This is a genomic window from Marinoscillum sp. HNIBRBA16962, from assembly GCF_057801515.1.
In genome coordinates, this window is sequence record NZ_CM173603.1 from 2772926 (window position 1) to 2798027 (window position 25102).

Below are 25102 nucleotides of genomic sequence, written 5' to 3' on the forward strand. Positions count from 1 at the left end.
CTTATCCGAGAAAATCTTCTATTTCTTTGCTGATAAGGGGGTAGTGAGATTTAAGTTGCTCGATCATAGGTTTAATAACCTCCATATCAGTGTGATTGGTTTCAATCTCTGAAGTAAGCTGCTGAAGCGTATCGTCCATTACGACCATGGATGACCCCTTCATCTTGTGAGCATAATTTTTTATCTGATCGTGATCCTTATCTTCAATGGCTTTTACTAAAGATTCCAGGTCATCGTCTGCATCTTCCTTAAAAACCAAGAGCAGCTCCTCCAGATTTTCCTCATATGCTTCTTTTAAAGCCTCAAAGTTTATAATGCCCATAACGCTATATTAATAAAATATTTTCAAAATATGCTCATTACTTACAGGTTTATGTAAATAGTGGTCGACTATATTATTCAGGCTTGTTTGTAAGAGTGAACCTTCACCCGTATCAGTTACTACCACAAGACGCACTTTACCGAAAACAGGGTTGCCTTTAATAATCATAATTAAATCCATTCCATTCACCCCCGGTAGTTGCAACTCCATAAAGGCAATTTCAATTGGGTAAGCTTCCAATACTTTAAGGGCTTCCTCTATGGTTTCGCACGGGAAAATTGTACACATGGGGTTAACCTGTTTTATTACAGTTTCCAGTTGTTTCAGGGCAGCTTTATTATCATCTACCAGGAGTACATTCATTGATCTTTTGTTACAGAATGTACGGTTAATACAGTTGCGTCAAGGTAAAAATACATTTTGAATCGAATTTGGGCAACAGTATCCCATGACTTTTATCCTGTCTTCTGATTTTTACCAGGTAGCCCGGTCCAGATTTGGCGTTACGGTAGTAATGGAATCCTTTTGTATTTTGACGGGCATACAGGCACACTGGGGATCGCATTGAGTAACCGGACAAACCACCTGCTGCTCATCCTTCAGAAACAGGCTGTAACTACCCGCTGGTAATTTTAGCATAAACTTACCGCTGGAGTTGCTTATTACGGAATCCACCACTTTTTCGGAGGAGTAGTGTTCAGCTAGTTGAGTTATATAGACCGTCGTAGAAGTTGGCTTTGGTTTGCAGGGAGGTTTATTGGGAGCAGGCATGCAGTTACCTGTATAAACCCCCGTAATGCCTTTTAGTACACCCAGGTTTTCCCCGGTCAATTTCTGGGCTTTACAGCATACCATACTTTCAATCAACAGACTCACGATTAGCAGTTTGTAAAAGAGATTATTCATAATGTATGGTAAGTTATAATTACTTGATTTATAAAATAATATTTGGTGAATATACTAAGAGCTTTTAGGATTTTTCGAATTACAAATTTATTTCATGCCTACGTGTTCCGTGTTAATAAATCCACTTAAATTATGCGCAATTGTTAACCTAATTTACTCATTATGAAAAAACAACAGTTACGCTGGAAAGCTATGTTGCTGGCTTTCTTAGTATCTACTACCTGTGCATTTGCACAAACACAGCAACAGAGACAACAGATCAGTAAACGGTATAATCTACCACTGCTGGACCAACTTAACAGAGAGTTTTCCAGAAAATCAACAGAGCGGAAACAGGAAGCCCTGCAAATCGCTGCACAGCGGGGTTGGGAAGTGTTTCGTAAAAATGAAGACGGATCAGTGGATGAGCTGGTGGCGGTGTCCCGGGACGGGAAACCTCTATACCTCACCATTTACAACGTGGATGCTGCTCGGTCTACCAGAGCTGATCACCTGAACATTGGTGGCTCGCTGGGCTTATCATTAGATGGCCAAAACATGACTGCTCACGTTTGGGATGGCGGACCTACCCGAACCACACACCAGGAATTTGACGGACCAGGAGGAAGTAACCGGGTTACTATTAATGACGGTGTGACCGGTCTTAACGGGAACAGTTTTCATGCTCAACATGTCACCGGCACCATTGTAGCTTCCGGGGTGGTAGCAGCCGCAAAGGGCATGGCCCCACAGGCAGACGCCCTTACCCATGAGTGGAACAATGACCTGGCAGAAGCCACAGCAGAGGCTGCTTCGGGAATGCTTTTGTCAAACCATTCGTACGGATACCGGGCAGATCAGATACCTGACTGGTATTTTGGTGCATATATCGAAGAATCCAGGGACTGGGATGATCTGATGTACAATTCGCCCTATTACCTGATGGTTGTAGCAGCAGGAAATGACGGTAACGACAACTCCTCAAATGGCGCTCCGCTAAACGGAGCATCTTCCTATGATAAGCTTAGCGGACATTCTACGGCTAAAAACAATGTAGTAGTCGCTAATGGTCAGGATGCTAATGTAAATAATGACGGGTCATTTAACGCTGTAACCATCAATAGCAGCAGTAGCGAAGGACCTACTGATGACCTGAGGATCAAACCGGACATTACCGGGAACGGGACCGGGGTTTATTCAACCTATGACAACAGCGATGCAGCCTACAACTCCATTTCAGGTACATCCATGGCCTCACCAAATGTCACAGGTACCCTGTTGCTTTTACAGCAGCATGCCAACAATGTGAACGGAACCTTCATGCGTGCAGCTACACTGAAAGGCCTGGCACTGCATACGGCCGATGATGCCGGAATATCCGGGCCGGATGCCGTTTATGGCTGGGGGCTTTTAAATGCCAAAGCAGCAGCCGAAGTAATCAGTGAGCATGGTGTTTCTTCTCAGGTGGACGAGCTTACACTGAGTCCCGGGCAAACGTATTCAGTAACCGTGGATGCTGATGGAGTTAATCCTTTAATGGCGTCCATTTCCTGGACAGACCCGGCCGGAACGGCCAATTCAGGTACGGCAAATCTTACAACTCCGGTTTTGGTCAATGACCTGGACATCAGAGTTACACAGGGAGGATCTACCTATGAACCTTACAGACTTACAGGCGTGAACTCAAACGGGACCGGTGATAATAATGTGGATCCGTACGAACGAGTAGATGTCTCCGGGGCATCCGGATCTTATACGATTACTGTTACGCATAAGGGCTCTCTGAGTGGTGGAAGCCAGGACTTCACACTTATCGTCACCGGAATCACAGGTACTCCGCCAGTGTGTAATGCAACTACTCCTACAGGACTGACTACATCCGATGTAGGTTCGAGTACCGCATCATTAAACTGGGACACGGTAACCGGAGCTACTTACGACCTGAGATACCGTGAGACAGGTACAACCACCTGGACTACCATTTCTGTAAGCGGTACATCTGCGAGCCTTTCAGGCCTTACGCCGGAGACCCAGTACGAAGCCCAGGTCCGAAGCAAATGTTCTGATGGTACAAATTCAGCTTACAGCAGCTCTATTAATTTCACAACTACGGAAGTGGTCATTACCTACTGCTCGTCCAATGGAAACAACACCAGCGATGAGTACATAAGCAGAGTGCAGGTGGGAAGTATTGATAATTCTACGGGTGCTTCTTCCGGTGGATACGGAGACTTTACCTCTCTTTCTACAAGTGTGTCTAAGGGCAGCAGTGTAAGCATCACTATTACACCGACCTGGACGGGTACAGTCTACAGTGAAGGGTACAGTGTATGGATTGACTACAATCAAAACGGAGACTTCACGGATTCCGGAGAGCAGGTGTTTACCCAAGCGGCCACTACGAGTACACCTGTCAGCGGTAGCTTCACCGTTCCTACAGGCGCTCCGGACGGAGCAACCCGCATGCGGGTATCCATGAAATACAATGGCATACCGACATCTTGCGAATCTTTTGATTACGGTGAAGTAGAAGATTATACCGTTAACATTGGAGCAGGGGACTCTGAAGCGCCTACAGCTCCGGCAGATTTAGCGGCATCATCCGTCACCCAGACTTCTCTGACACTCAACTGGACGGCTTCTACGGATAATGTAGGTGTAACCGGGTATGACGTGTATGAGGGCTCTTCTGTGATTGGAAGTGCATCCACTACTTCATTCAATGTTACCGGTCTTACTGCTGGGACATCCTATTCTTTCCGCGTGACAGCCAAAGATGCTGCCGGAAATGAGTCCGGATTTAGTAATACGGTGAATGTAACAACCCAGAGCGGTGGCATTAGCTGCTCCACTACTGAAACGATCCCTTACTCAGAAGGCTATGAGTCAGGTTTTGGCGGGTGGACCAACGTCTCCGGCGATGACTTTGACTGGACAAGAAACTCAGGGTCTACTCCTTCAAGCAATACCGGCCCTTCAGGCGCTGAGGAAGGAAGTTATTACCTGTATGTAGAATCATCCAGCCCGAATTATCCGAGCCTTTCTACCGTTTTAGAAAGCCCGTGCTTTGATCTTTCCGGTGAGTCAACAGCTACTTTTTCATTCTATTACCATATGTATGGAGCCTCTTCTATGGGTGGCTTGGTCCTTGAAGTGTCCACTGACGGATCTACCTGGACCAGCATTTGGTCACGTAGCGGAAACCAGGGAAATAGCTGGCAGTTGGCGAATGTAAACCTGGATGCTTATGCCGGTGAAACCATCAAACTAAGGTATGTAGGTACCACAGGCTCTACCTGGCAAGGTGATATGGCCATAGACGATGTGTCACTAACTGCCGGAGGTCCGATAGAAGCCACCCTTACCCTGACGTTTGATAATTATCCTGAAGAGACAAGCTGGGAAGTACTGGATGGAAGCTCTGTGGTGGCATCAGGTGGCACCTATGGTTCAGAACCTGACGGGTCCACACTGGCTGAAACCATCTCTCTCTCAGCAGGGTGTTATGATCTGGTGGTTTACGATTCCTATGGAGATGGGATGTGCTGCTCTTATGGTAGCGGATCTTATACGCTGACCGCAGGTGGGACTACTCTTGCTTCCGGCGGATCTTTTGGGTCCAGTGAGACCACAAACTTCTGTGTGGGAAGCGGAACTTCCAGTTACTATACCACTACCACTCATTCTACGGGATCGGCAACTCGATATGATATATATCCTAACCCTGTGGTTGGTAATGTGCTTAATATTGCTACCAACAGGAGGAAAGTGTCTTTCGAGATAATCAATATGTCTGGTCAACTGGTAAAAGCCGGAGAATTGAATGGCACCGAAGTAGAAGTTAGTCAGCTTAGCCCCGGAACTTATATCATCCAACTCCGCTCCGGAGAAAAATCCCTTACCAGGAAATTTGTGAAACAATAGTTTAGGTTTGAGTATAAGTAATAGTATAGAAAAAGCCTTGTTCGCTCGTTCGGACAAGGCTTTTTTTACCCATAACCCGTAAGAAGGTTATTCATTAGTCTATAGAATTTGATAGATCCTTTCAGGATGACTTTAAGGGAATGCTATGTCAATAACATTGCCTCCTTTCCTAATGAATGCTCAACCCCGTAACCCTCAACCCGCAAAGACTATTTTTAAATGTTTTTAAATGATGCTATTATCTTAGCGATTATTTTTAATGTATTAATAAAAGCGTGACTCATTACGAAATTTTAGGGGTTTCATCTGACGCGGATTATGTAGAGATTAAACACAACTACCGCAGGCTGGTCAAACAGTATCATCCGGACCTTAACCCTTCAGCTGAAGCGAAAGAGCTTATCCGTAAAATTACAGTAGCCTATGAAATCCTTTCTGACCCAAACAAACGAAATGCATACGACTGGCAGCTGCTGAGCGGCATCACGCATACACCTGCAGAACCGGAACCACGGGTAGATGCGCGAGAGCAGTTTCGAAGAGAGTACGTACGAAAGAAGCGTCAGCAAGAGCAGGAGCGATGGTACCTTTTGTTTAAGACCAAGGTAAAGTTTTATAAATACCAGCGGTACTTTGCTTTTCTTTTCCTCTTTATGGGCACTTTGTATACTGTAGATTACTATTATACACCTGCATCAGGCCCGTACCCGTTAGAAAAGGTAAAGATCAATCGGTTTGGCGAAGCTGGGGGGCGTATTGGATCTATGAGTTTCACCACCGACCGGGACTTCTTTTATGAGTTTGTCAAAAGCCAGTCTGAGGTGGCTTACGTCCACGTTTCCGGAATTTTTAATATCCCGGTCGGGATCAGTGTAGATAAAATCTCCTACCATCATTTTGCCGGGACCTTACATTCCTTTAATAATTTTTTCACGTATTTGCTTCTCGGCATTTCATTGGTTTTAATCAGGCACAGGAGGTATAAGGACTGGGTGCTCACTCTTGGTATCTTTCAGTTTTTTGTAGCTTTTTTTCTGATCGCGATGGCTCAGGCTTAGCGGATTAACCCGCTTTATTCAAGATAAAATCGTGAATAATGACGATCCCGACATTACAGTCGGGATGTCAGGGTTAATCCCGACATTTACAAAATTCCAGTCCCTCTGTCAAAGGCATGGATTCCCAAAATTTGTGGAATGGTTAAATACTGGTCTATGCGAGTTATTAACATAGCAATCTCACAATCAGAATTTTGTAAATCGTCGGCCCAGAGGGCGGAAAATTCATGAGAATTTTCCGGATTAAAGTAATCTCAAACAAACCGTCAAAGAATTGATTTTATAAAGAGGAATAAGAACATCACTCTTTTATGACACTTCTTGGATCGCTTGTGAAAACGGGAATTTCTCTAAATCAAAAACTCAGCTTTGAGCTGAAAACCCCACAGGAGCGTCAGGAAGAGCAGTTGCTTAATCTACTTGCTAAAGCAAAACATACAGCATTCGGTAAATACTACGATTTCAACTCTATTATAAAGTCCGGGGATCCTGTCTCCGTTTACAGGGAAAGAGTTCCTATTCACGATTATAATTCTATTCATGAAGCCTGGTGGAGTCGGCAGCAAAAATATCCGGATATCACCTGGCCGGGGAAGCCGGGTTTTTTCGCCCTGAGTAGCGGAACTACGGGCAAGGAAAGCAAGCGAATACCTGTATCAGAAGACTTTCTGCAAAGCATCAGGGATGTAAGCACTTCCCTGATCAGGTCATTGCCAAACTTTGATTTTCCGGAAGTCCTCTTTGAAAGCGAGATCCTTATGCTCAGTAGCTCATCTAACCTTAAAAAAAGCCAAAGCGGGCATCTGGAAGGAGAAATAAGCGGGATCAATGTCCGCAATTTTCCCGGCTGGTATGACCTTTTTTACAGGCCTGGGAAAGAGATCGCAGCTATTGATGACTGGGATAAGCGGATCCGGCGGATTGTGGAGGAAGCGCCGGAATGGAATATCGGAGCGATAGCCGGCATCCCCTCATGGGTACTTGTGATGCTTCAGGAAGTGATTGAGACGCATCGGCTGGATACCATTCATGACATATGGCCCAATTTCCAGGTCTACGCAAGCGGAGGGGTGGCCTTCGATACCTACAGGAAGGATTTTGAAGCTATCTCTGCTCACCCCATAACGGTGATCGATACTTACCTGGCTTCAGAGGGCTTTTTTTCCTACACATCAAGACCTGGCACACTGGCTATGGAGCTGGCGCTTTCACACGGCTATTTTTATGAGTTTGTCCCTTTTGACAGCAGGGGGGTAGATGACGGGGGAAGCTTATTAGATCACCCGGAGAGCCACACGCTGGAGCAGGTGGAGCAGGAGAAGGAGTACGCTTTGGTTATCACTACCTGTTCGGGGGCCTGGCGGTACATAATCGGTGACACCATTAAGTTCACATCACTTGATCCCTATGAAATAATGCTGACCGGAAGGACGAAGTTTTTTCTCAATGTGGTCGGCTCACAGCTGTCTGAAGAAAAGATGGATCAGGCCATCGTGAAATCGTCAGAAAAGTTTGATATCACGGTAAACGAATACGCCGTGGCAGCATTGAAGGTAGGTGAAAACAAATTTGTGCATCAGTGGGTAGTTGTATCAAATAATTCAGTGGAGGAGCAAGCCTTCGCCCGGCAGCTGGATCTGGAGCTGAAGGACATCAATAAAAACTATGAAGTGGCCCGATCCAAAGCGCTGGCCGCAGTGGAGGTCAGGGCTATCGGGAAAGAAATGTACCATGGTTTTCTCGAAAAAAAGCAAAAAATGGGAGGACAGGTCAAAACACCCAAGGTGATGAAAGCATCTGAAATGAGAAATTTTTTGAGTTTTATTGAGTCATAACCCACCGGTAGCCGGTTCTAGTAGCATTTCTCCTTCAGTGCATAGCCTGACATCCTCTATAGACAGGTAATATTTTTTGATCTTTGCCTGATACTCACGAGAAAGAAAGTCATTTTCTATCTGAAACACTATGCTCCTGAAATTATTGGACACAAAAAAGCCTCCCGAAAACAGTGGGAGGCTTAGAGTTGAAGTTTTTAAAAAAATGCTAGTGTCGCGTAGACACTAGGAGGCTGCTTGAGGTCCTCTTTCAGACAATACTGCTGCCAGCTGATTTCCGGCATTTAGCAGCCCCGGGTTATTGCCAGCATTTGCCAGCTCATTGCTCAGAGAGATAATGTGGCTCAGGTCTGCATTTACCTGTGCTATAAATCGTTCTCCTTTTTGTATGAGAACGCTTTCCGTCTCGATGACCGCTTTCATATTTTCCAGAAACTGTTGTAGCGCTGTTTCACCTATTTCTCCTCCACTTATAGCCATGACAATTTTGCTGGAGGTTAATTTGAGATGTCTTCTCAGCTCCAGCTCATACAGGATTTCAAGTTCCTGCTTTTCCTCTTCATCGTCATACCTCAGAGTGGGTTTTAGCTGGATGAGTTCGCGATAGATGGTAAGATAATCCTCGCCCTCGCTAAACCGCTGGTCGAGGATCTTAAAAGCCTGCTTAAACAAGTCATAATGGCCGGAGATATAGAGAAGCTTGGCTGCATGCAACATGCCATTCATTTTTATGGAATCGCTAAGTTCATCATGACTTAGAAAGTAGTCTACATCATATTCCAGCAGCTCAGCCCAGTTAGCTGGTGTAAACTCATCAGTAAGTGTGTCGATAGAGTGGCTGATATCCCCACCCTGTACGGCAAATGCGTCAAGCATATTCTCAAATGCTATAGCCTCATGCCCCAGGTCAGTTTCCTTGGCTGTTCGCCACAGGTCTGTCTTGTTTCGGGCATTTACGGCCATTTCCACTACTCCCAGTTCGGGGTAAATTGTCACATCTACGATTAGCAGCAGGCCAATGAGGCCAAAAAATCCAAGCAGAATCAAAAAGAAAAGTCTTAGAAGTTTTCCGAAAGTGAAAAACTTCAATTCCTTCTTGTTGATGTCAAATTTTTCTTCTTTGTAGTTTTCAGGAGTTGGTTTCATAAAGGTTAAAACTGGTGATGTATGAATAAATATAGATAAAATTGCATATTTCAGCCCGATATGCGGATTTAAAATTGCGATAAATACTTCTTTATTTAAGTCAGGGCACTTCTTTTAAGAGGAACCTGGACCAATTGCACTGGGAGAGGGAATATAGGTGTGTCCATATGGCACCCAAATGACAATATTTCTTTAGTTGGACGGCTGTGTGGCGCACAGGTCAGTCCGGTTTTTACCAAAAAAAATATATTTCTAAATACATTTTCCTTACAGTCGTGTCAGGATTAGGAAATAGTAAAAAATACCTGTAGCTTTGCAATGTTAAGATGGAGTATCTTTCCCATATTGATCCCTGAGATCCCATATTTGATTTTTACCCCTCCCTTATAATCGATTAGCATTCTTAGAAGCACGTGTATAAAAGTGTCACGTAAACAATTGTTGTCATGATTAGGCATAAGTGTTAAAAAGGAGCTATCAAAACATTAATTAGTAACAATACAATACAGTACAATGAACGAAGGAACAGTAAAGTTTTTTAACAATTCAAAAGGTTTTGGATTTATCAAACCGTCAGATTCATCAGAAGACATTTTCGTACACGAAAGTGGTCTGGTAGATGAGATCCGTGAAAACGATCGTGTAAAATACGATTTAGAAAGAGGAAAAAAAGGAATGAATGCAGTCAACGTAGAGTTGATTGACTAAATAGAACTTTTTCAGTATTTAATTTTAGAGGCCTCAAAAGGATAATTGATCTTTTTGGGGCTTTCTTTTTTTAGTTCGTGCTGTTCCTATTCTCTTTTATGTACGGTACTTGAAAACGAAATTTTTCGGAAGATAGACGTATTTAAGCGCTTACTGCCTCCGCTTCCGGTGCCAAATGGTGTCTTTTACGCCATACTTTGATTTGGCCACCTTTTCCCATCCAGAACCGCAGTTTTGCCGGGTCGAAGTTTAAGCCGATTAGCAGCGATCTGATCCGGTCATTCAGCTGCGTCTTCAGGCGCTTGCGACTAGGCAAACGGCCCAATTCGTCATAGGCCTTGATCAGCATTTTGCTTAGCTCTCTATTCAGGTAGTCTGGCTCATCCATTATCTTTTTCATGTATACTGGCTGCGGACCCACGTCATGGTAGTTTTCTTCATCCCACAAAAACTTGAGCGCGGTGAGAGAAGGCACCATTTCGAATTTCAGCTTTGCCTTAAGGGCATCTCTGAAAAACTCAGTGCGAGGGTAGGCATACGTTTCATGTATGTCCTTCCAGTATCCGATTTTATCCACCACGTCTCTGCGGTGTACCACAGCAGTAGCTTCCGGCGGCCTTGGCAGATTGGGAAATAAAGGTATGTCGGGCTTTGAGTAGGTAAATGAGTACACCCACTGCAAGATGGAGAACACAAAGTCAGCATCGGACCGCTCAATGTGGTTGATGGTGTCTTCCAGGTGAAATGGCAGCCAAATGTCATCGTGGTTGAGGTAGGCAATGTACTTTCCTGTTCCTCTTTTTATACCCTCGTTGTTGGGGCGTGACTGGTACCCGCTGTTTACCGGCATATTATACCAGTGTACCCGACTATCAGTAAGGTACTTTTGTACTACCTGCTCCGTGTGGTCGGTGCACCGGTCGCCTACGACCCAAAGCTCAAAGTTGGTATAAGTTTGCCAGAGTATGCTTTTAATGGCATACTCCAGCGTATCTGCACGGTTGTAGGTGGCGATCACCACCGTGACCAACGGCTTATTGTTTTGAATGTCTTTAGAGTGTTCCATATGCTGCTCAACTAATACTCCAACTCCTTTGAAGCAATTTTTAAAATAGGTGAAGCTACTTTAAGGTCCCCACAGGCCTGTAGATACAACTGGAAGGAAGGATCGCTCCGGTCGAAGGCTACGTCCTTAAGTTTTATTTTATCATCCTTGGAAATTGCCCGCTTCAGCTTCATATTTTCGGCTATGCAGATGGGGATTCCGGGGTTTTCCCTGTCATCTTCCAGGTTTTCAATGAGACCATAGGAGGCGAATCCGCCCATGCCATCGAGCGTATCACCTTCTTTTAAGTCCTTTTTGGCATAGGCAAATACGTTGGTCTTCATGCCGTAGGCAGGCTGGAGTCTAGCAGACTTGTGCAGGTAAGCTTCAGCAACGCATGGCATTGCTTCGATGTGACCCAGGTGGTAAGGCCTGTAAAAGAGGTAGTAAGGTCCGGGGCCCATATTCGGCGGGAACCAGTCTAGTGTGTACTGCTGAAACTTGTCTTCGGTATAGCCTATGGCAAATACGCCACCTTTTGGCTCAGCACCCAACACATAGTCAACTACGCCTTTCTTGTCTTTGTATATCGCCTCAAAATCGTAATGATCAAAGATATCGTAAATGCTTTTGATCTTGGCGCCATGCATACCGGGCACGTCGGCTCTTAGATTAAGGGCATTTGCCAAAACAGCCATTTCTACACAAAGTTTGCTTCCGTCGGTATAGGAGGAGCACATCTTGTGGTCCAGACTGCGCTTATCGGCTTCAGGAGCAATTTTAACAGGGTCGGTGTACCGGTCCATAAAGCCCTTCATATTGCCGGCCATTACCAGGTCAAAGCCCCAAAGGGTCATTTCATCTACCAGTGTTTTAATAACAGTGGGCTGGTCGCCATCGGCACAGGTATAGACCAGGCCGGCCTCAGTGGCCTTCTGCAGCAGGTATGGGCCATACATCATTTCAGCTTCATAGTTCATCATGACAATGTGCTGCCCATATGCTATGCCCTTAAGCACATGTTTGGCGCCCTGCAAAATGGCGTTAGATGCTTCAATTAAAACATCTACCTGCTCAGAGGATGCTGCCAACTCGCCATCGTCGCATACGGCTACCTTACCGCTGCGGAGGGTTTCGTTCAGCTCTTTTACCGAGTTCACTATAGCGTACTCAGCATTTATCCATTCGGCTGTTTGGATGGCTTTTTCAATGCGGATATCACAAATTACCACAGGTTTAATTCCCGGAGTGAGGTGGCACTGATATACCAGTCCCTTCCCGATAGAACCAATTCCAATGATAGCTACTTTTATTTCGCTTTCAAGACGTTTGAGTTGTTCAATTAGAGTCATTATTGTTTTTTAGGAGTAAAACATGCAATGCCAAAGCAACCGGGGCAGCCGTTGGGATTTTTCTAAAATTACGCGATTTTCTTGCGATAAGTTGAAAGCTGCTGTAGCCGGAAGCACCAACGTGGATAAAAAGGCTACATCGGCTTGCGAAAAACGAGGTTCTGATGGTCCTGAGCTGCTTTTTAAAAAAACATTACATATAGATTACTGCCAATTATCCAAGGGGAGAAAGCACCGAAAAGGGGCCGGAAAGACCTGCTTCCAGCCAGGGTGCAGGTGTGTCAAAAAAGGCGATGACATGGAAGTAACTACCGCGTAAGAAGTGAAATTGCCATGTTAATGCTACTGAAAATTGCCTGAACGAATTATTTTGCAAATCGGCATTGAACTCAATATGAAACAGCTAATTCTAATATTTATATTTTCAGCTTCCCTTATCATGGGATCATGTGATGGAGAAAAAAAGACATTCTCAAGATATGAGCTTATAAATGGCTCTGATTATGAGGTGATTTTGAAATCATTTGATAGAGAGAGTCAGAGGCTTCAGAAAACCATTCAACTCTTAAACCGGGATAGTAAGTGGGAATCTGAGAAATTTCAGACTTCTGAACCGGGAGGTGAGTTGTTGTCGCCAGATCATTTTCTGGAAGGAGATTCAATTCGCATAGAATTTGATGCCGAAAAAGTGTTGATCTACATAGGAACGTATTCCGAAAGAAACATTCTGTATGAAGAAAACTATGAGTTGGAAATGGAAGACGGTACCAACACTGTGAGAAGGTATTTTTTCACACAGGTAGATTATAGTAATGCTCAAGATATAGCAGGTTAATAATTTTCATATACGAAAATCCCCTCGCAGCCTCTAACTTCCCACGCCAGAAGTGAGATTTCAGTGGTTAATGTAAAAAGGAAAGCGATTGGAAATAAAACAAATTTAGCATGAAAACACCTTTTGTAACTATCTGATAATCAATTCTTACTTTTACGTTAGTCAGTATAATTGCTTATGAAGATCTTATCTATCTGCGCTTTGATATTTTTTCATGTGTTCAAGGTTTCAAAATCAGCCGTTTGCAACAACCCTTTTGCCAAAGGCATGGATACCCGGACCATACTTGGTGGTTTATGCAACCCGGTATTTTCAATAATTGGTTTGAGCATTATGCTCAGTTCATGTGATTATTCAGATGAAAACCCACCTGAAACAACAGAAATCATTATCAGTGGAAAAATCAATGGATCTTATTGGAGAAATGTAAAATTGAAGACAAGGACAGATATTACTGAAAGATCCCTTGAATTTGAATTTGAACCAGACTCCACTGAAACGTTCACCTTTGAGTTTACAAAGGTGATCCCGAACAACTTTCGCCTTGAGGTTGGACCCAACACATTTGAAGGATGGCTTTATCCAGGAGATTCAGTCTATTTAGTAGCTTCTGTTTCTTCAAACAATAATGAATTTGTTCGGAAAATAAAATTTAGTGGAAAGAGCGCTGATCAATACAGGTATTTTCAACGCAAAACTTTGAACCCACTAACAACGCAAATTGGTGATCTAAAGTACGAGGCATCAAATGGGGACTACATGGACTTTAAGACTAAGACATATGAGGTATACCGTCTAAGGCAAAGACGGTTTTCGGAAGATACTACTGGACTACAACTAAATGAAGAGTTTGTCGCTCATGAATTAAACCAAATGAAGTATCATTATCTTGGTGATCTTACCAGAGAACCTATTCGAAGAAAATATCTGCGATTTGATTCAACCCCCGTTCCTAAAGGATATTTTAGTTTTTTAGACAAGGTAAATTATCGGGATTCCTCCTTTCGAAATAGCCACCAACTTTACCGATTCTTATCTGATGCAGCAGATGCACTCAATACTAAAGACATTCCTAATGAAATCGGTATACCTCGACTTGACGGTTTTTTAGAAGGTCGTTTAAGGTTTTCGGATTCACTTTTATCAGGGACTGTAAAAGAAATTTTTGAATCGAAAATCATTGACAATTATGCAAAACATAATTTGAACAGGTTTGACTCTTTGATAAGCTATGAACGAGCGCAAGGGTATGATAACCCAATACTGGACTACTATAGCCAATTAAGTGATTCTTTAAGATCACTAGAGTTTCAAATTGACAAGGATATAACTGTATATGACAGAATTGACCAACAAATAAATTTATTGAGCCAGATTAAAAAATATAAATATACATACCTGAATATTTGGTTTATTGGATGTAGGGGTTGTGCAATGGATTTTGAAAAGCAAAAGTACTTTGTACAAAAATATGGTGATGAAATTCAGTTTTTAAATATTTGTACAAGCATACCTGGAGAAAGGTTTGATAAGTATATTTCTAAGTATGGCGAAACTGGAACTCATTTTTTTGATTTGAATGGAAATATGCAAGATAAGATAACTGCTTATCCATATCATGGTTTGTTTGATCAATCGGGTGAGCTTTTAGTGAATAATGTTTTTCGGCCAATTGACCCAAAACTTGATAAGTTATTGGACAGTCTGGTAAATTCAGACATTTAACACAAGCACTACGCGACCCGGTCCAGCTTAGATAATGGGCATTATTCCAATATGATTTATAGAAGTTCCTTTGACAAACGGAGAATAAACTTCCTTCGCATTCGATAATTTTCAAATCAAGGATTCCCCCTTAATAAAGGGGGAGACAGGGGGTTGTTTTGCCAACCACCTTCAATGTAAAGGGAGACAGGGCCGAAGCTTCAAGAGGGGGACAAACAGACGCTAGCATCGGCTGGTACTGAGTGTGCTAATGGCACTTCAACTATCTGATATGGGAAAATACCCACACCATCACGCAGTTTGAGATCCACAGGGGGTATCTGTTGCTGCCCGTAAAGCTGTTTCAGGTGAAGGTGGGCTACCTGATGGCGAAAATTGTAGAAGATAAGCTGCTGTTTCGAACGTTTCTGTTCATTACCCATCGTTTTACTCAGGAAGGGGACAGGCTGGCGCAGCTATCGGGCCTGGGCAAGCACGACATTACCTACTGGCGCATAGACCGGCTGAGCAGCTTTGTAAACCTCGACGAAGCAAACTACCAGGAGCTGCTGGAGCTATTCCGCCAGTCAGGTATCGAGGATTTTATGAAGCTGAAAGAACAGGACTTTGGTATTGATGAGATGCAGTCTGTAAACCTCGACGGCCTGATGGATTATATCAAAAGAGGTCAGGATGAAAATGAGGAGATCTGGAGTGATTTGTGAGTCCGGGCTGGTCGTAGCGGGCAGTGCTGCGGATCCAGGGGAAAGGTAGTGGTTCCCGGACAGGTAATTGCATTAACCCCGGATTATTCATTAGAAAATGAATAATTGACGAAAAATGCTCCAAAAAGCATTTTTGTCAGGCGATGACGCTAAAGGTCACGCTCTGACTGAAACGTCACGGGGTTAACCCAGACATCCTGACAGTAAACGTCAGGATCGTCTGATTATGCAATAGATTCTTATTGCATAATTTCGGTTAAATGGTAAGTTTTCGTAGGTTAGGAGAGAGAAATCAATAAAGGGGGTATACCGATTGGTTTTTCGGATTATAAGTAAAATAACATGACCGGTCGTGTTATGATTTTGTTGTAGCACATTGGCACAAAACCACCTAACCGAATAGAAATATCCCAAATCGGGAAATCCAGGTTTGTTCATATATATTTGCAATATGAGAATTATTGCTTTTAGAACCATCAGAGAGTTTTTTGAAAAACCAGAATACTCAGATTCCGAGATTTCATTGAGAGCTTGGTATCACGATGCAAAAACAGCTGATTGGAGAAATTCGAATGAACTGAAAAGTCAATATAAAAATGCAAGTATTGTCGGAGACGGAAGAGTAGTTTTTAATATAAAAGGCAATGATTACAGATTAGTTGTTGCGATTGATTATGAATTTCAGGTGATTTTCATAAGATTTATTGGGACACATAAACAATATGATAAAATTGATGCAAAAACGATTTGATTATGGATATACGACCAATTAAAACTGAACAAGATTATAATTCTGCTATTAAAAGGATTGAAGAATTGTGGGGAGCAAAAAAAGATACCCTAGAAGGTGACGAACTTGATTTATTGGTAACCTTAGTTGAGTCATACGAGATGAAACATTATCCCATTGCACCGCCTGATCCAATTGATGCGATTAAATTTCGTATGGAGCAGATGGGAATGACCAAAGCTGATATGGTAAAATATCTTGGCAGTCAGAGTAGAGTGAGCGAGATTCTAAATAGAAAAAGAAGTTTGACTTTGGGGATGATAAAGTCTTTATATAAAGGATTAAAAATACCAGCAGAGGTTTTATTAGCATGATTGACTTAAACATTAACGTGCTACAACATTAATGTAAGAAATCATAGTAACACAAGGCTGATGCTCAAACCAAAGCTACGATTCTTACATAGACCGTTATAATTAATTACTCGCATGTCACAAGAGAACATTTCAAATACTGCCCACTGACGTGGAAGTTGCTTCCCCGCCAGAAGTAGGGGTAGTTGCATCTAATCCATGACGAAAAAGGGCTTTTTGATAAATGGTAGATTTTTGTAGGTTGTCATGAAAAGGGGTTTTCCTGATGGTAGATATCTGTATCCTTAAACGGATAAATACGGCTAGAAGCAAGGATGTAAAGTTAACCACTTGTTTTTCAGTAAGTTAAATTCAGGAAAAGCTATAAGGTAGGTAAGCATAATAGTACTTATGCAATAGTTGTTACCTTCCATTCTCCTGAAATCTAGTATTGATCCATGAAAAAAAGGATAATTAAAGAACTGATCCCCATTCTTATTTTTTGGGGTGTTGGCTTGACTTTCTTGCTAATTAGACCCGAGTCTGGATCAATCCCATACTTTAATGATGAAAATGATTATTACTACTATTTTAAATATCGCAGTATTAACCTAATTCTGCCAATACTCTTATTAACCCTTTGCTCTATTGGGTTATTCTTCTTTATTAGAAGCTATATCAGAATTAGAAAAACTAAAAAGTATAAGTCAAATATAAAGTTCGTACCAACCCTGATTGGAATGGTTATGCTTTCTGCAATCGCCTTGGGAACTATACAGTTCTTTGTAAACCTCTACATGCCAAATTCCTACATATTTGATGAGGATGTCATAAACGTAGAAATCAAGAGAGATACAACTGAATTTAATAATGCAATTGCAGACTTTGAGACTAGACTAAATGCTTTAAATGGTATTAAACTAAATACAAATAGTTTTATTCCAGATACGGTATTCAATCTGAACCTAAAAGACTATGGAAGTGGCCCTACTTTACCCTTGGGTTACGAATTGAGCAATGATTCGATTAAAATACATATCGTCAGAATTGAAATGTCGCCGGAAGGAGATGATTTCAACTATGCAATTGCATATTTCTATCATGGAATGAAGTTAAGATTCAATTCCTACTCTGGCTCAGATTGTAGCGCTTTATTTACTTCATTTTTCACAAACCCAGAGAAAGTCGAGAACTTGGATTTTTCATGTTCAGTTTTAGGAATTAAGAGAAAGTACAAGCAAAAAATTCAGGAACTAATTAGAGCAAAAAAGGACGCTTCTGAAGGTATCATGAACTGGCAAATATTTGTTTTCGAAAACCTGTACCGTTCTGTATTTAATCCAGAAGGATATTATAAATCGACATCCTGGGTTTCAAGATTACTAACATTATTAATTTATCTAGTGATGATTTCTTTAATTTGGCCGATTGTAAATTCCGTCGTCTCAAGGAAAAATTAACAGTTAGGTAACAAGCGCTTCCATATCAGGGTATTTTAGCTAAATACAGAAACCGAATCATGAGGGAAAATGTGCTAACACCTAACCAGAACTTCATCGGTAAGCCGTATGAGGGAAAACTTTATGCACGGTTTGATGTAGGGGGCGCTGCCAGTTCTGTTTTGTTATATTTATAGCAAAAAGTGGAGCTGGCAGGCTCTACTCTACTAGGGCATACGAGAAACTCATGAAAAATCTGATACTCCTTCTTCTTTCCTCAATTCTATCGTGCACCTCTACAGTGGACAATTCTACCAATGTCCAAGATGAACAACCTACTGAAAACAAAACTAAAGCTCAGGTAAAAGAGGCAGTTGAACAAACGAAAAAAATTGACACTCAAAGCTTTGAGTATCTGCTACAACTGTCTGATAACCTCATCGAGGAGATCCCAAGATATCATATTGATAAATTCATTGGAACAGATTGGGACGATGAAAATGACCCATATAGAAAAATCTACAGTGAAGAAACAAATCATTACAAACTCTATGACAACTATGTTTTAACCTTTGAGGTATCCATGTATGGAGTTGCAGGAGAAACAATACTAGCAACGTTCACTTCTAACGGAAAAAGGATCGATTATATCGGAGTGGCTCAATCATCGGACATGGATCTTTCCTCAACATCTTATTCTTCCCAGAGCTTTAGGATTTTTGCAGACTCGTTAGTTAGAGTACTTGATCAAACCACGAAAGCAAGAAATTATGATTACATGATGCCTGACTCTCTCGAACTGTTCGATTTGGATTCAACTGAAGTAATAGAAACAACAAAATATACACACTACGTGATTCAAAAATCTGGAAAGATACATAAGGTTTCACCCCAACAAACAATTCTTAATGAATCTGAACTCAGAACACTTAGTAAAGCTGAACTCCGAATAAAAAGGAATGAATTCTTTGCCCGCTTAGGTTATATATTCAAAGGTGACGACTTGAGAAAGTACTTCGAGGATACAGACTGGTATGAACCTCAATTTGAAAATGTAACGGGCAAACTAACTGCGTATGACATATACAACATTAACCTCATCAAACGCATTGAAAACCAAAAGTAAAGCCCTATAACAAATGCTATGAATGAATGGGGTTTTATCGGTCAGGATATTTTCGTGGGGATTGGAAAGTCCGTCACTAATTGTAAATTTATTAATCCGTGTGGCTATGAGCAGAAGGATAGGTTAGTGAATTCTAATCCCCACTCATCACAGATGTGCGTTGGCGGCAATATCTAGAAAGTGAAAGCGAATAAATCAAAATATGAATTGAATGAAAAGGATGAGATAAAACTTTGGAAACAATGTGTCTTTGTTTTTGATAGTTCAGCTCTTTTAAACTTCTATGAATATTCTGAAACAACAAGGAAAAGCATCTTTGAGACTACTATTAAAACTCTTAAAGATAGACTTTGGATTCCAGATTGGGTTAATAGAGAATTTTTAAGAAATAGGGAAAAGACGCTTAGAAAGCCCAACAAATATTACTCTGAACTTAAAGAACAACATCTAAAATCTATTGAGTCTCATTTGACTCAAATTAAAAACAAAACCAAAACCAGCAATAAACACCCTCACTTAAATCCGAAACCAATTCAGGATTTTGAAGAACAGTTTGGAAAGTTTAAAAATGCCATAGAACAGGATATTGAATCTCAAATAATAGAGATAGAGAATATGTCTAAAAATGATACTCTACTTTCTGGGTTTAATTCATTTTTTGAAGTCGGAGAACAATATGACTATCATCAAATAACCGAAATAGTTAAGGAAGGAGAGTTTAGATATCGAAATTCAATCCCTCCAGGATATATGGATGAGACTGATAAAACTGGATTTCAAATATTCGGGGATTTGATTATTTGGAAACAAATTCTTCATTACGCAAAGAAGAATAAAAAGCCCATCATTTTTATTAATGATGATCGTAAGGAAGACTGGTGGATCCTCAAAGACAAGAAAACAATAGCTGGACCAAGAGAAGAACTGATTGACGAGATTGAAACTGTAGCTAGTGTTAATTTCTGGATGTATGATTCAAGTCAGTTTTTAGAGAAATCTAAAACAATTCTGAATGCCAAAATAGAAGAGGATGCAATATCCGAGGTGAAAAGCAAATCCATCCAATGGTTCGGATTTACTGCAGAACACGCTTTTCTAAATTGGGCAAATCAAGAGTATATTGATGACGGAGAAATACTTTCGCCACAAGGAAGGCTTGATCGTGGTGTAGATGCTGTTTTATTGCAGCATGATGGAAAAACAAAGGGATTCATTGTAAAGTATATCCGCCCAGATAGTCTGGGAATGATTGAATTCAGAGTAAAACGCGCTATAGAAATAATTCCGCGTTATACCAATCATTTCGACAAACTGGTGATTGTCTTTATAACCTCTGATGAAGTAACTGCAAACAAAATTCATAACGACCTCAGTGAGATGAAGAAACAAATAAAACTGTTCGAGACGGATGAAAAAGAGCCTGACTACCTTGTGGGCTATCTTGATGAATACAACTTCTTACCTATTAAAAAAGCCGATAGCAAGCACTAAAATGAATATGCGGACTGAGCTTTATGAAAAGATAATGAAATCATCAAACCTAATTGCTCCTAGCAACTGAGGCGCATACTCATTTTAGTTAGACGTTGGCATCCATATCACTGCATGATCGAACTAGACAACATAAGAGAATTTGCTCTGGACAAACCAACAGGTTGGAATTCCTTTGGCTCTCCTGAAGATTATCTGAACATGCCGGATGAACACAGGGACCAGATACTTTTTCTTGATCGAACTGCTAACAAATATCTGTACGAATATCTGGACTCAATTAAGCTGATAACTGGCCCTATTTGGCACCCATTTGAGAAAGGTAATTTCAGAACAATTGAAGAGTTTACCAATCTCGATAATGAATCTGAATTAAAGAAATGGCTATACAATCGAGGAATTCCTTTTCAAAATTGGGTATTAATGTTGCCAAACTATCATGAAGACCCTGTTTTGCTAACTTGGAAGATGGTGGTTAAGTACTCACCAGATATTTTCTTTCAGCTTGATGATATTGTGATATTTGACAAGTCTAATAACTGGTGCTTGTTCTATTTCCATGAAGAACATTTGTATTTCGGGAAGGACAACATTTACGACCCTGAAATTGGATATCAGGAAGTAGCTGAACTTTACGAACTCAGAAATAAATTCCCGAAATTCAAACACCCGCTAATTCCATCAAAAGGGCACTAACGAACTAAAACGGATGTCAACAGACGTAGCTGTTGCACAACTCAGATCACATCCCTCTCATAAGTCTTCCTTTTCTGAAGGCCATTGATAGAGCTACCGGTATTTCCGCCTCTGCTTCTATGACTCTCGCATTGGCTTCCTGGATACGGGCGAGCATTTCCTGCTCCAGAGCCACTGCCATAGCCCTTCGTTCTTCGGCTTTTGCATTGGCAATATCCAGGTCCGCTTCCGCCTGATCGATCTGCAGTCTGGCGCCTATATTCAAGCCAATGTTGATATCGGCAATGTCTATGGAAAGGATCTCAAAGGCCGTGCCTGCATCCAGGCCGTTTTTAAGCACCAGTTTTGATATTTCCTCCGGGTTTTCCAGGATTTCCGAATAGTTTCCTGCCGCGCCGATCCTGGATATGATCCCCTGGGCCACGCGGGCTTTGATCGTTTCCTCACCGGCTCCACCCACCAGCTGCTGGAGGTTGGTCCGCACGGTCACCCGTGCTTCGGCTATTAGCTGGATACCATCGGGAGAAACGGCGGTGATGGCCGGTACGATGATGATGTAGGGTGTCACAGATACCTGGACAGCCTCCAGTACATTCCGGCCTGCCAGATCAATGGCTGTGGCCTGTTTATACTCCAGGTTTAGATTGGCCTTATCTGCTACGATCAGCGCTTTGATCACATTGATAATGTTTCCATGCGCCAGGTAGTGGGTTTCCAGCAGGTTAGTGTTGATGCCCTTGATGCCCGCTTTGGTAGCCAGGATGAGCGATTTTACAATGAGTGTGGGGGGGACTTTGCGAAAACGCATGAAGACCAGGTCCATAAGATTGACACGGACTCCGGAGAAAATCGCCGAAATCCACAGGCTGATGGGGAAGATGAACAACAAAATCCACAACCCGGCCACTATGGCGCCTATTGTGATGAGAAGAGATATTGGCATACACTAAGTATTAAATACGAATGTATACCGAACTATCCTTACTTTAACGAATTAAGGGATTTATTATTTATTACTTGTTGCTTACGGCTCAGTGCAGCTGAACTTCAGCAAAGAGCTGCTCCAGTTCCTTTCTGGACTTGTTAAGCTTGGCGGCTAACCTTTCCAGCATTGTTTCTTTATGGCCCTCTTCAAAGTGGAAATCCTCATCTTCAAGAATCGGGAACCATCTCTTCAGGATGATCCTCTGTTCTCTCCAGCTTCTTACAATCTTCATATTTGCAAATATAAACATAAGTAAGCTTGCTGAATAAGGTTATGGAAGGAAATGATTCTGCACAGCCATGGCTAAAAACATAAAATTGGTCGCTCCCCCACCCATTACATACTCTGTTTGCTGCCAGAAAAAGGGCCAGGTTTTCAGCTCAGGCAGGTCCGGGCGTATCAGAGCTGTTCCGGAGATTACCCCACCGGGAATGAAAGACCAGTCTGCGCGGTTTACTCCGTATGCTACCAGGGCAGATTCGGAGCCTACCCCGGAGGCAAACGATATGGTATTCTCTCCGGGGTGCACTCCCAAAACAAAGTTGAGGGCATTGATGAAAAAGCTGTCACTGGTCAGCTCAGGCCATCCTTTGTAGAAAAAGTACTGGTCCCGGCCAAATTTCTGTATGCTCCAGCCCGCGCCCCAGATATTGGGTTCATAAGGCACTCCAAAAGGAGAGGTTTTTGCCTCTTCGTTCAATTTTTCCTGATAGGCTTTCACGGCTGCAGCCACAGCTTTTCGAAATTTTTTATTTTCTATTTTGTCAATGACATGCCCTACAGCCCAACCGCTTCTGGAAATGTTCGCTATGATTTCATCCTGCATGTCCACAAAAGCATCTTTCAGGTTTTGGTCATCTGTAGCGAGTATCAGCTCGGACAAGGCGACGATCTTCGTGCCGGGGTGCGCTTTTGCAGATGCAGCATGGTAGATGGCCAGCGCGGTTTCCAGGCTTTCTTTAGCCAGATCCGGGTTTGTTGTTTTGAGTACGCGTGAAGCCGCAGCGAGTCCTCCCGCCACATAAAGCTCCCGGTTTGGATTTTCCTCGGTGAATACCAGCCGGTCATCCAGCGTTCCTGATCTTCCGTTTTTCCGTTCCCCGGGTTTCAGGTCTTTGTCATACGGGAGGTTATCTGTCATCACCGATGCGTCGCCCAGCAGTGTATATTGCCTGAGATCTGAGCATATAATGCCTCTGTACAGACGGCCCAGCTCATGGTAGGCTCCCAGTATACTTAAAAGACCATGCTCGATTTGCTGAATAGCGTCTGACTTCCCATCGGGCACATGGATTTCCACCAGTTTGTTTTCCTGATCAATGAGTGTGGCATCATAGTCCAGCCCGAACTCCTCGATCATCAGGGCCAGGTTCCAGACTGTACCTGTCTGGGATTCGACCCGAAGGTCATAATCGCCAGCATCATGCCAGCCGCCAGCATTGAGCTGACCGACGGGCTCCAGCGGTTGGAAGTCCGTCAAAGTGGAGGAGCCCTGCACGTACCCATCGAAATGGTTGGTGTCCAGGGGAGCCATGAGCGCATCATCCATGTGGCACAGCCCATGCCAGACCCTGTATTTTTCATTAATCCGCATGTGGCACATTTGTACAGGCAGGTAATACTCCAAAGTGGGCTGCCAGACGTGCCGGTCATAGGTTTTGTCCGAAATCTGAAAGGGATTGGATTGAGTGCCTCCGTAGCTGAACTGGTACATGCCGCTTTCCCTGATTTCAGAAAAGTCCCATAAGAGGTAATTGTACCTGAGAAACTGCCCCCACAGCTGTGGTGTTTCTGAGGATACAAGTTGATTGCCCTCATCCGTGATCCTGTACAGGTTAAGCGGTTCTCCTTCCGTGACGCTTTTATCTACCTCTACCAGGACTCGTTTTTTCTGGTCGGTATGGTAGCCGACCTGTGAAACATGGATGACTGGCTTATAGAGCCATCCCGTAACGACATTTGGGGTAATGACCCACTCCAGGGCGCTATCGGTTTCTCTTGCCGGAATGGCCGATCGCACGATGTACCAGCCATTGTTGTGGTTGGTGCGCCCATCCCAAAGCTCAAGGGTGAGGTCACTGGTGATGGTCAGTCGCTGCAGGTCCTCCTCAGGAGCTACTATCAGCTTATTGCCGGTAGCCAGTGGCTCTGCTACGCTGGGGTCTGCTTCCAATAAAGGTCCGTTTGGCTGCACCGGAAACATACCGGTTTTTCCATCCATCCGGTAGGTTTTGCCAAAGAGGTGACCAGGGAATAGCTCAAAGTTAAAGCCTATTTTTCCGACCCACTCGTCCGGGATGGGTTCGTCCAGGTTGGCAGTGATCTTAAAGCTATTTCCCTCCAGCGGCGATACGGCCACCTCATACTTAAATTGAAGGTCGGGGTATTTAATGGGATTAAAGCCTTTCATATTTTTGGATGAATCCGGGTACCAAAGCTTTTGGGTGATGGTGTTGGTAGCTTTATCAATGGTTTGAGGGCCTCCTTTAGGCATCGGGGACCACTGTCCCGGAGATATTTCGAGTCTCAGATCTCCATTCGCAGCAGTTCGTACCCCGTGTTGTATTACCGTTACACCGGTCTGATGTCCATCCGGATAGATGTCACTAAAAACCGTGACGTTCAGGCCGGGCATTTCAAAGTAGCCCAGGTCATTGAGTTGCAGTTGTGATTGAGCCAAAGAAACGAACGAAAATGCCACAAAGAGTAATGGTAGAATAACCTTTTTCATTTGTCAGTAGAT

Annotated in this window: 23 protein-coding genes; 14 read left to right on the forward strand and 9 right to left on the reverse strand. The window is 42.8% G+C overall.

All coding sequences use genetic code 11. From position 1 onward, the window contains the following. Position 1 precedes the first annotated feature (1 nt). The 3 genes from AC3E9V_RS11675 to AC3E9V_RS11685 all read right to left on the reverse strand — a co-directional run bounded on the left by AC3E9V_RS11675 (position 2) and on the right by AC3E9V_RS11685 (position 1228). Complete coding sequence (locus AC3E9V_RS11675; protein WP_488753378.1) at positions 2 to 322, reverse strand: Hpt domain-containing protein; 321 nt, start codon at positions 320 to 322, stop codon at positions 2 to 4. Positions 323 to 331: 9 nt separating this feature from the next. Continuing rightward, positions 332 to 685 (reverse strand): response regulator, encoded by a 354-nt coding sequence (locus AC3E9V_RS11680; RefSeq protein ID WP_488753379.1) that lies wholly within the window; start codon positions 683 to 685, stop codon positions 332 to 334. 111 nt (positions 686 to 796) lie between these two features. After that, positions 797 to 1228 (reverse strand): hypothetical protein, encoded by a 432-nt coding sequence (locus AC3E9V_RS11685; protein ID WP_488753380.1) that lies wholly within the window; start codon positions 1226 to 1228, stop codon positions 797 to 799. A 162-nt stretch (positions 1229 to 1390) separates the two neighbouring features. On the opposite strand from AC3E9V_RS11685, the gene AC3E9V_RS11690 reads away from it, so the two are divergent. From AC3E9V_RS11690 to AC3E9V_RS11700, 3 genes are all read left to right on the forward strand, one after another. Then, positions 1391 to 5131 carry a GEVED domain-containing protein gene (locus tag AC3E9V_RS11690; protein WP_488753381.1) on the forward strand — a complete coding sequence of 1247 codons (3741 nt, stop codon included), beginning with the start codon at positions 1391 to 1393 and terminating at the stop codon, positions 5129 to 5131. Positions 5132 to 5406: 275 nt separating this feature from the next. Next, a complete protein-coding gene (locus tag AC3E9V_RS11695; protein WP_488753382.1) occupies positions 5407 to 6189 on the forward strand; it encodes a J domain-containing protein in 783 nt (260 codons plus the stop codon). Positions 6190 to 6500: 311 nt separating this feature from the next. Continuing rightward, positions 6501 to 8024: a GH3 family acyl-acid amido synthetase gene (locus AC3E9V_RS11700; protein WP_488753383.1), complete on the forward strand. Its 1524-nt coding sequence runs from the start codon at positions 6501 to 6503 to the stop codon at positions 8022 to 8024. A 225-nt stretch (positions 8025 to 8249) separates the two neighbouring features. On the opposite strand, the gene AC3E9V_RS11705 is transcribed toward AC3E9V_RS11700, so the two are convergent. After that, a complete protein-coding gene (locus AC3E9V_RS11705; RefSeq protein WP_488753384.1) occupies positions 8250 to 9170 on the reverse strand; it encodes a hypothetical protein in 921 nt (306 codons plus the stop codon). Between the two features lie 513 nt (positions 9171 to 9683). Between AC3E9V_RS11705 and AC3E9V_RS11710 the strand changes: the two genes are divergently transcribed. Continuing rightward, entirely contained in the window at positions 9684 to 9878 is a 195-nt protein-coding gene (locus AC3E9V_RS11710) for a cold-shock protein (protein WP_488753385.1), read from the forward strand. Positions 9879 to 10020: 142 nt separating this feature from the next. Here AC3E9V_RS11710 and AC3E9V_RS11715 read toward each other — a convergent pair whose 3' ends face one another. Continuing rightward, positions 10021 to 10944 (reverse strand): glycosyltransferase family 2 protein, encoded by a 924-nt coding sequence (locus tag AC3E9V_RS11715; protein WP_488753386.1) that lies wholly within the window; start codon positions 10942 to 10944, stop codon positions 10021 to 10023. An 11-nt stretch (positions 10945 to 10955) separates the two neighbouring features. Further along, on the reverse strand, positions 10956 to 12275 hold the full coding sequence (locus AC3E9V_RS11720) for a homoserine dehydrogenase (RefSeq protein ID WP_488753387.1): 1320 nt from the start codon (positions 12273 to 12275) through the stop codon (positions 10956 to 10958). A gap of 22 nt (positions 12276 to 12297) precedes the next feature. Between AC3E9V_RS11720 and AC3E9V_RS11725 the strand changes: the two genes are divergently transcribed. From AC3E9V_RS11725 to AC3E9V_RS11770, 10 genes are all read left to right on the forward strand, one after another. Then, entirely contained in the window at positions 12298 to 12594 is a 297-nt protein-coding gene (locus AC3E9V_RS11725) for a hypothetical protein (protein ID WP_488753388.1), read from the forward strand. 75 nt (positions 12595 to 12669) lie between these two features. Then, positions 12670 to 13110, forward strand: a complete 441-nt coding sequence (locus AC3E9V_RS11730) for a hypothetical protein (protein ID WP_488753389.1) — start codon at positions 12670 to 12672, stop codon at positions 13108 to 13110. A 177-nt stretch (positions 13111 to 13287) separates the two neighbouring features. Continuing rightward, complete coding sequence (locus tag AC3E9V_RS11735; protein WP_488753390.1) at positions 13288 to 14835, forward strand: TlpA family protein disulfide reductase; 1548 nt, start codon at positions 13288 to 13290, stop codon at positions 14833 to 14835. A gap of 365 nt (positions 14836 to 15200) precedes the next feature. After that, entirely contained in the window at positions 15201 to 15539 is a 339-nt protein-coding gene (locus AC3E9V_RS11740; RefSeq protein ID WP_488753391.1) for a hypothetical protein, read from the forward strand. Positions 15540 to 15990: 451 nt separating this feature from the next. Continuing rightward, the gene (locus tag AC3E9V_RS11745; RefSeq protein ID WP_488753392.1) at positions 15991 to 16290 is read left to right on the forward strand and encodes a type II toxin-antitoxin system HigB family toxin; all 300 of its coding nucleotides are present in this window, start codon (positions 15991 to 15993) and stop codon (positions 16288 to 16290) included. 2 nt (positions 16291 to 16292) lie between these two features. Then, the gene (locus AC3E9V_RS11750; protein ID WP_488753393.1) at positions 16293 to 16643 is read left to right on the forward strand and encodes a helix-turn-helix domain-containing protein; all 351 of its coding nucleotides are present in this window, start codon (positions 16293 to 16295) and stop codon (positions 16641 to 16643) included. A gap of 437 nt (positions 16644 to 17080) precedes the next feature. Beyond that, complete coding sequence (locus AC3E9V_RS11755) at positions 17081 to 18082, forward strand: hypothetical protein (protein WP_488753394.1); 1002 nt, start codon at positions 17081 to 17083, stop codon at positions 18080 to 18082. 226 nt (positions 18083 to 18308) lie between these two features. Beyond that, positions 18309 to 19187, forward strand: a complete 879-nt coding sequence (locus AC3E9V_RS11760) for a YARHG domain-containing protein (protein WP_488753395.1) — start codon at positions 18309 to 18311, stop codon at positions 19185 to 19187. Positions 19188 to 19367: 180 nt separating this feature from the next. Further along, entirely contained in the window at positions 19368 to 20678 is a 1311-nt protein-coding gene (locus AC3E9V_RS11765; RefSeq protein WP_488753396.1) for a PIN-like domain-containing protein, read from the forward strand. Positions 20679 to 20792: 114 nt separating this feature from the next. After that, a complete protein-coding gene (locus AC3E9V_RS11770; protein WP_488753397.1) occupies positions 20793 to 21374 on the forward strand; it encodes a hypothetical protein in 582 nt (193 codons plus the stop codon). Positions 21375 to 21420: 46 nt separating this feature from the next. On the opposite strand, the gene floA is transcribed toward AC3E9V_RS11770, so the two are convergent. From floA to AC3E9V_RS11785, 3 genes are all read right to left on the reverse strand, one after another. Continuing rightward, on the reverse strand, positions 21421 to 22317 hold the full coding sequence (gene floA / locus AC3E9V_RS11775) for a flotillin-like protein FloA (protein ID WP_488753398.1): 897 nt from the start codon (positions 22315 to 22317) through the stop codon (positions 21421 to 21423). A gap of 88 nt (positions 22318 to 22405) precedes the next feature. Beyond that, complete coding sequence (locus AC3E9V_RS11780; protein ID WP_488753399.1) at positions 22406 to 22591, reverse strand: hypothetical protein; 186 nt, start codon at positions 22589 to 22591, stop codon at positions 22406 to 22408. Between the two features lie 39 nt (positions 22592 to 22630). Then, entirely contained in the window at positions 22631 to 25090 is a 2460-nt protein-coding gene (locus AC3E9V_RS11785; RefSeq protein ID WP_488753400.1) for a glycoside hydrolase family 9 protein, read from the reverse strand. Positions 25091 to 25102 lie beyond the last annotated feature (12 nt).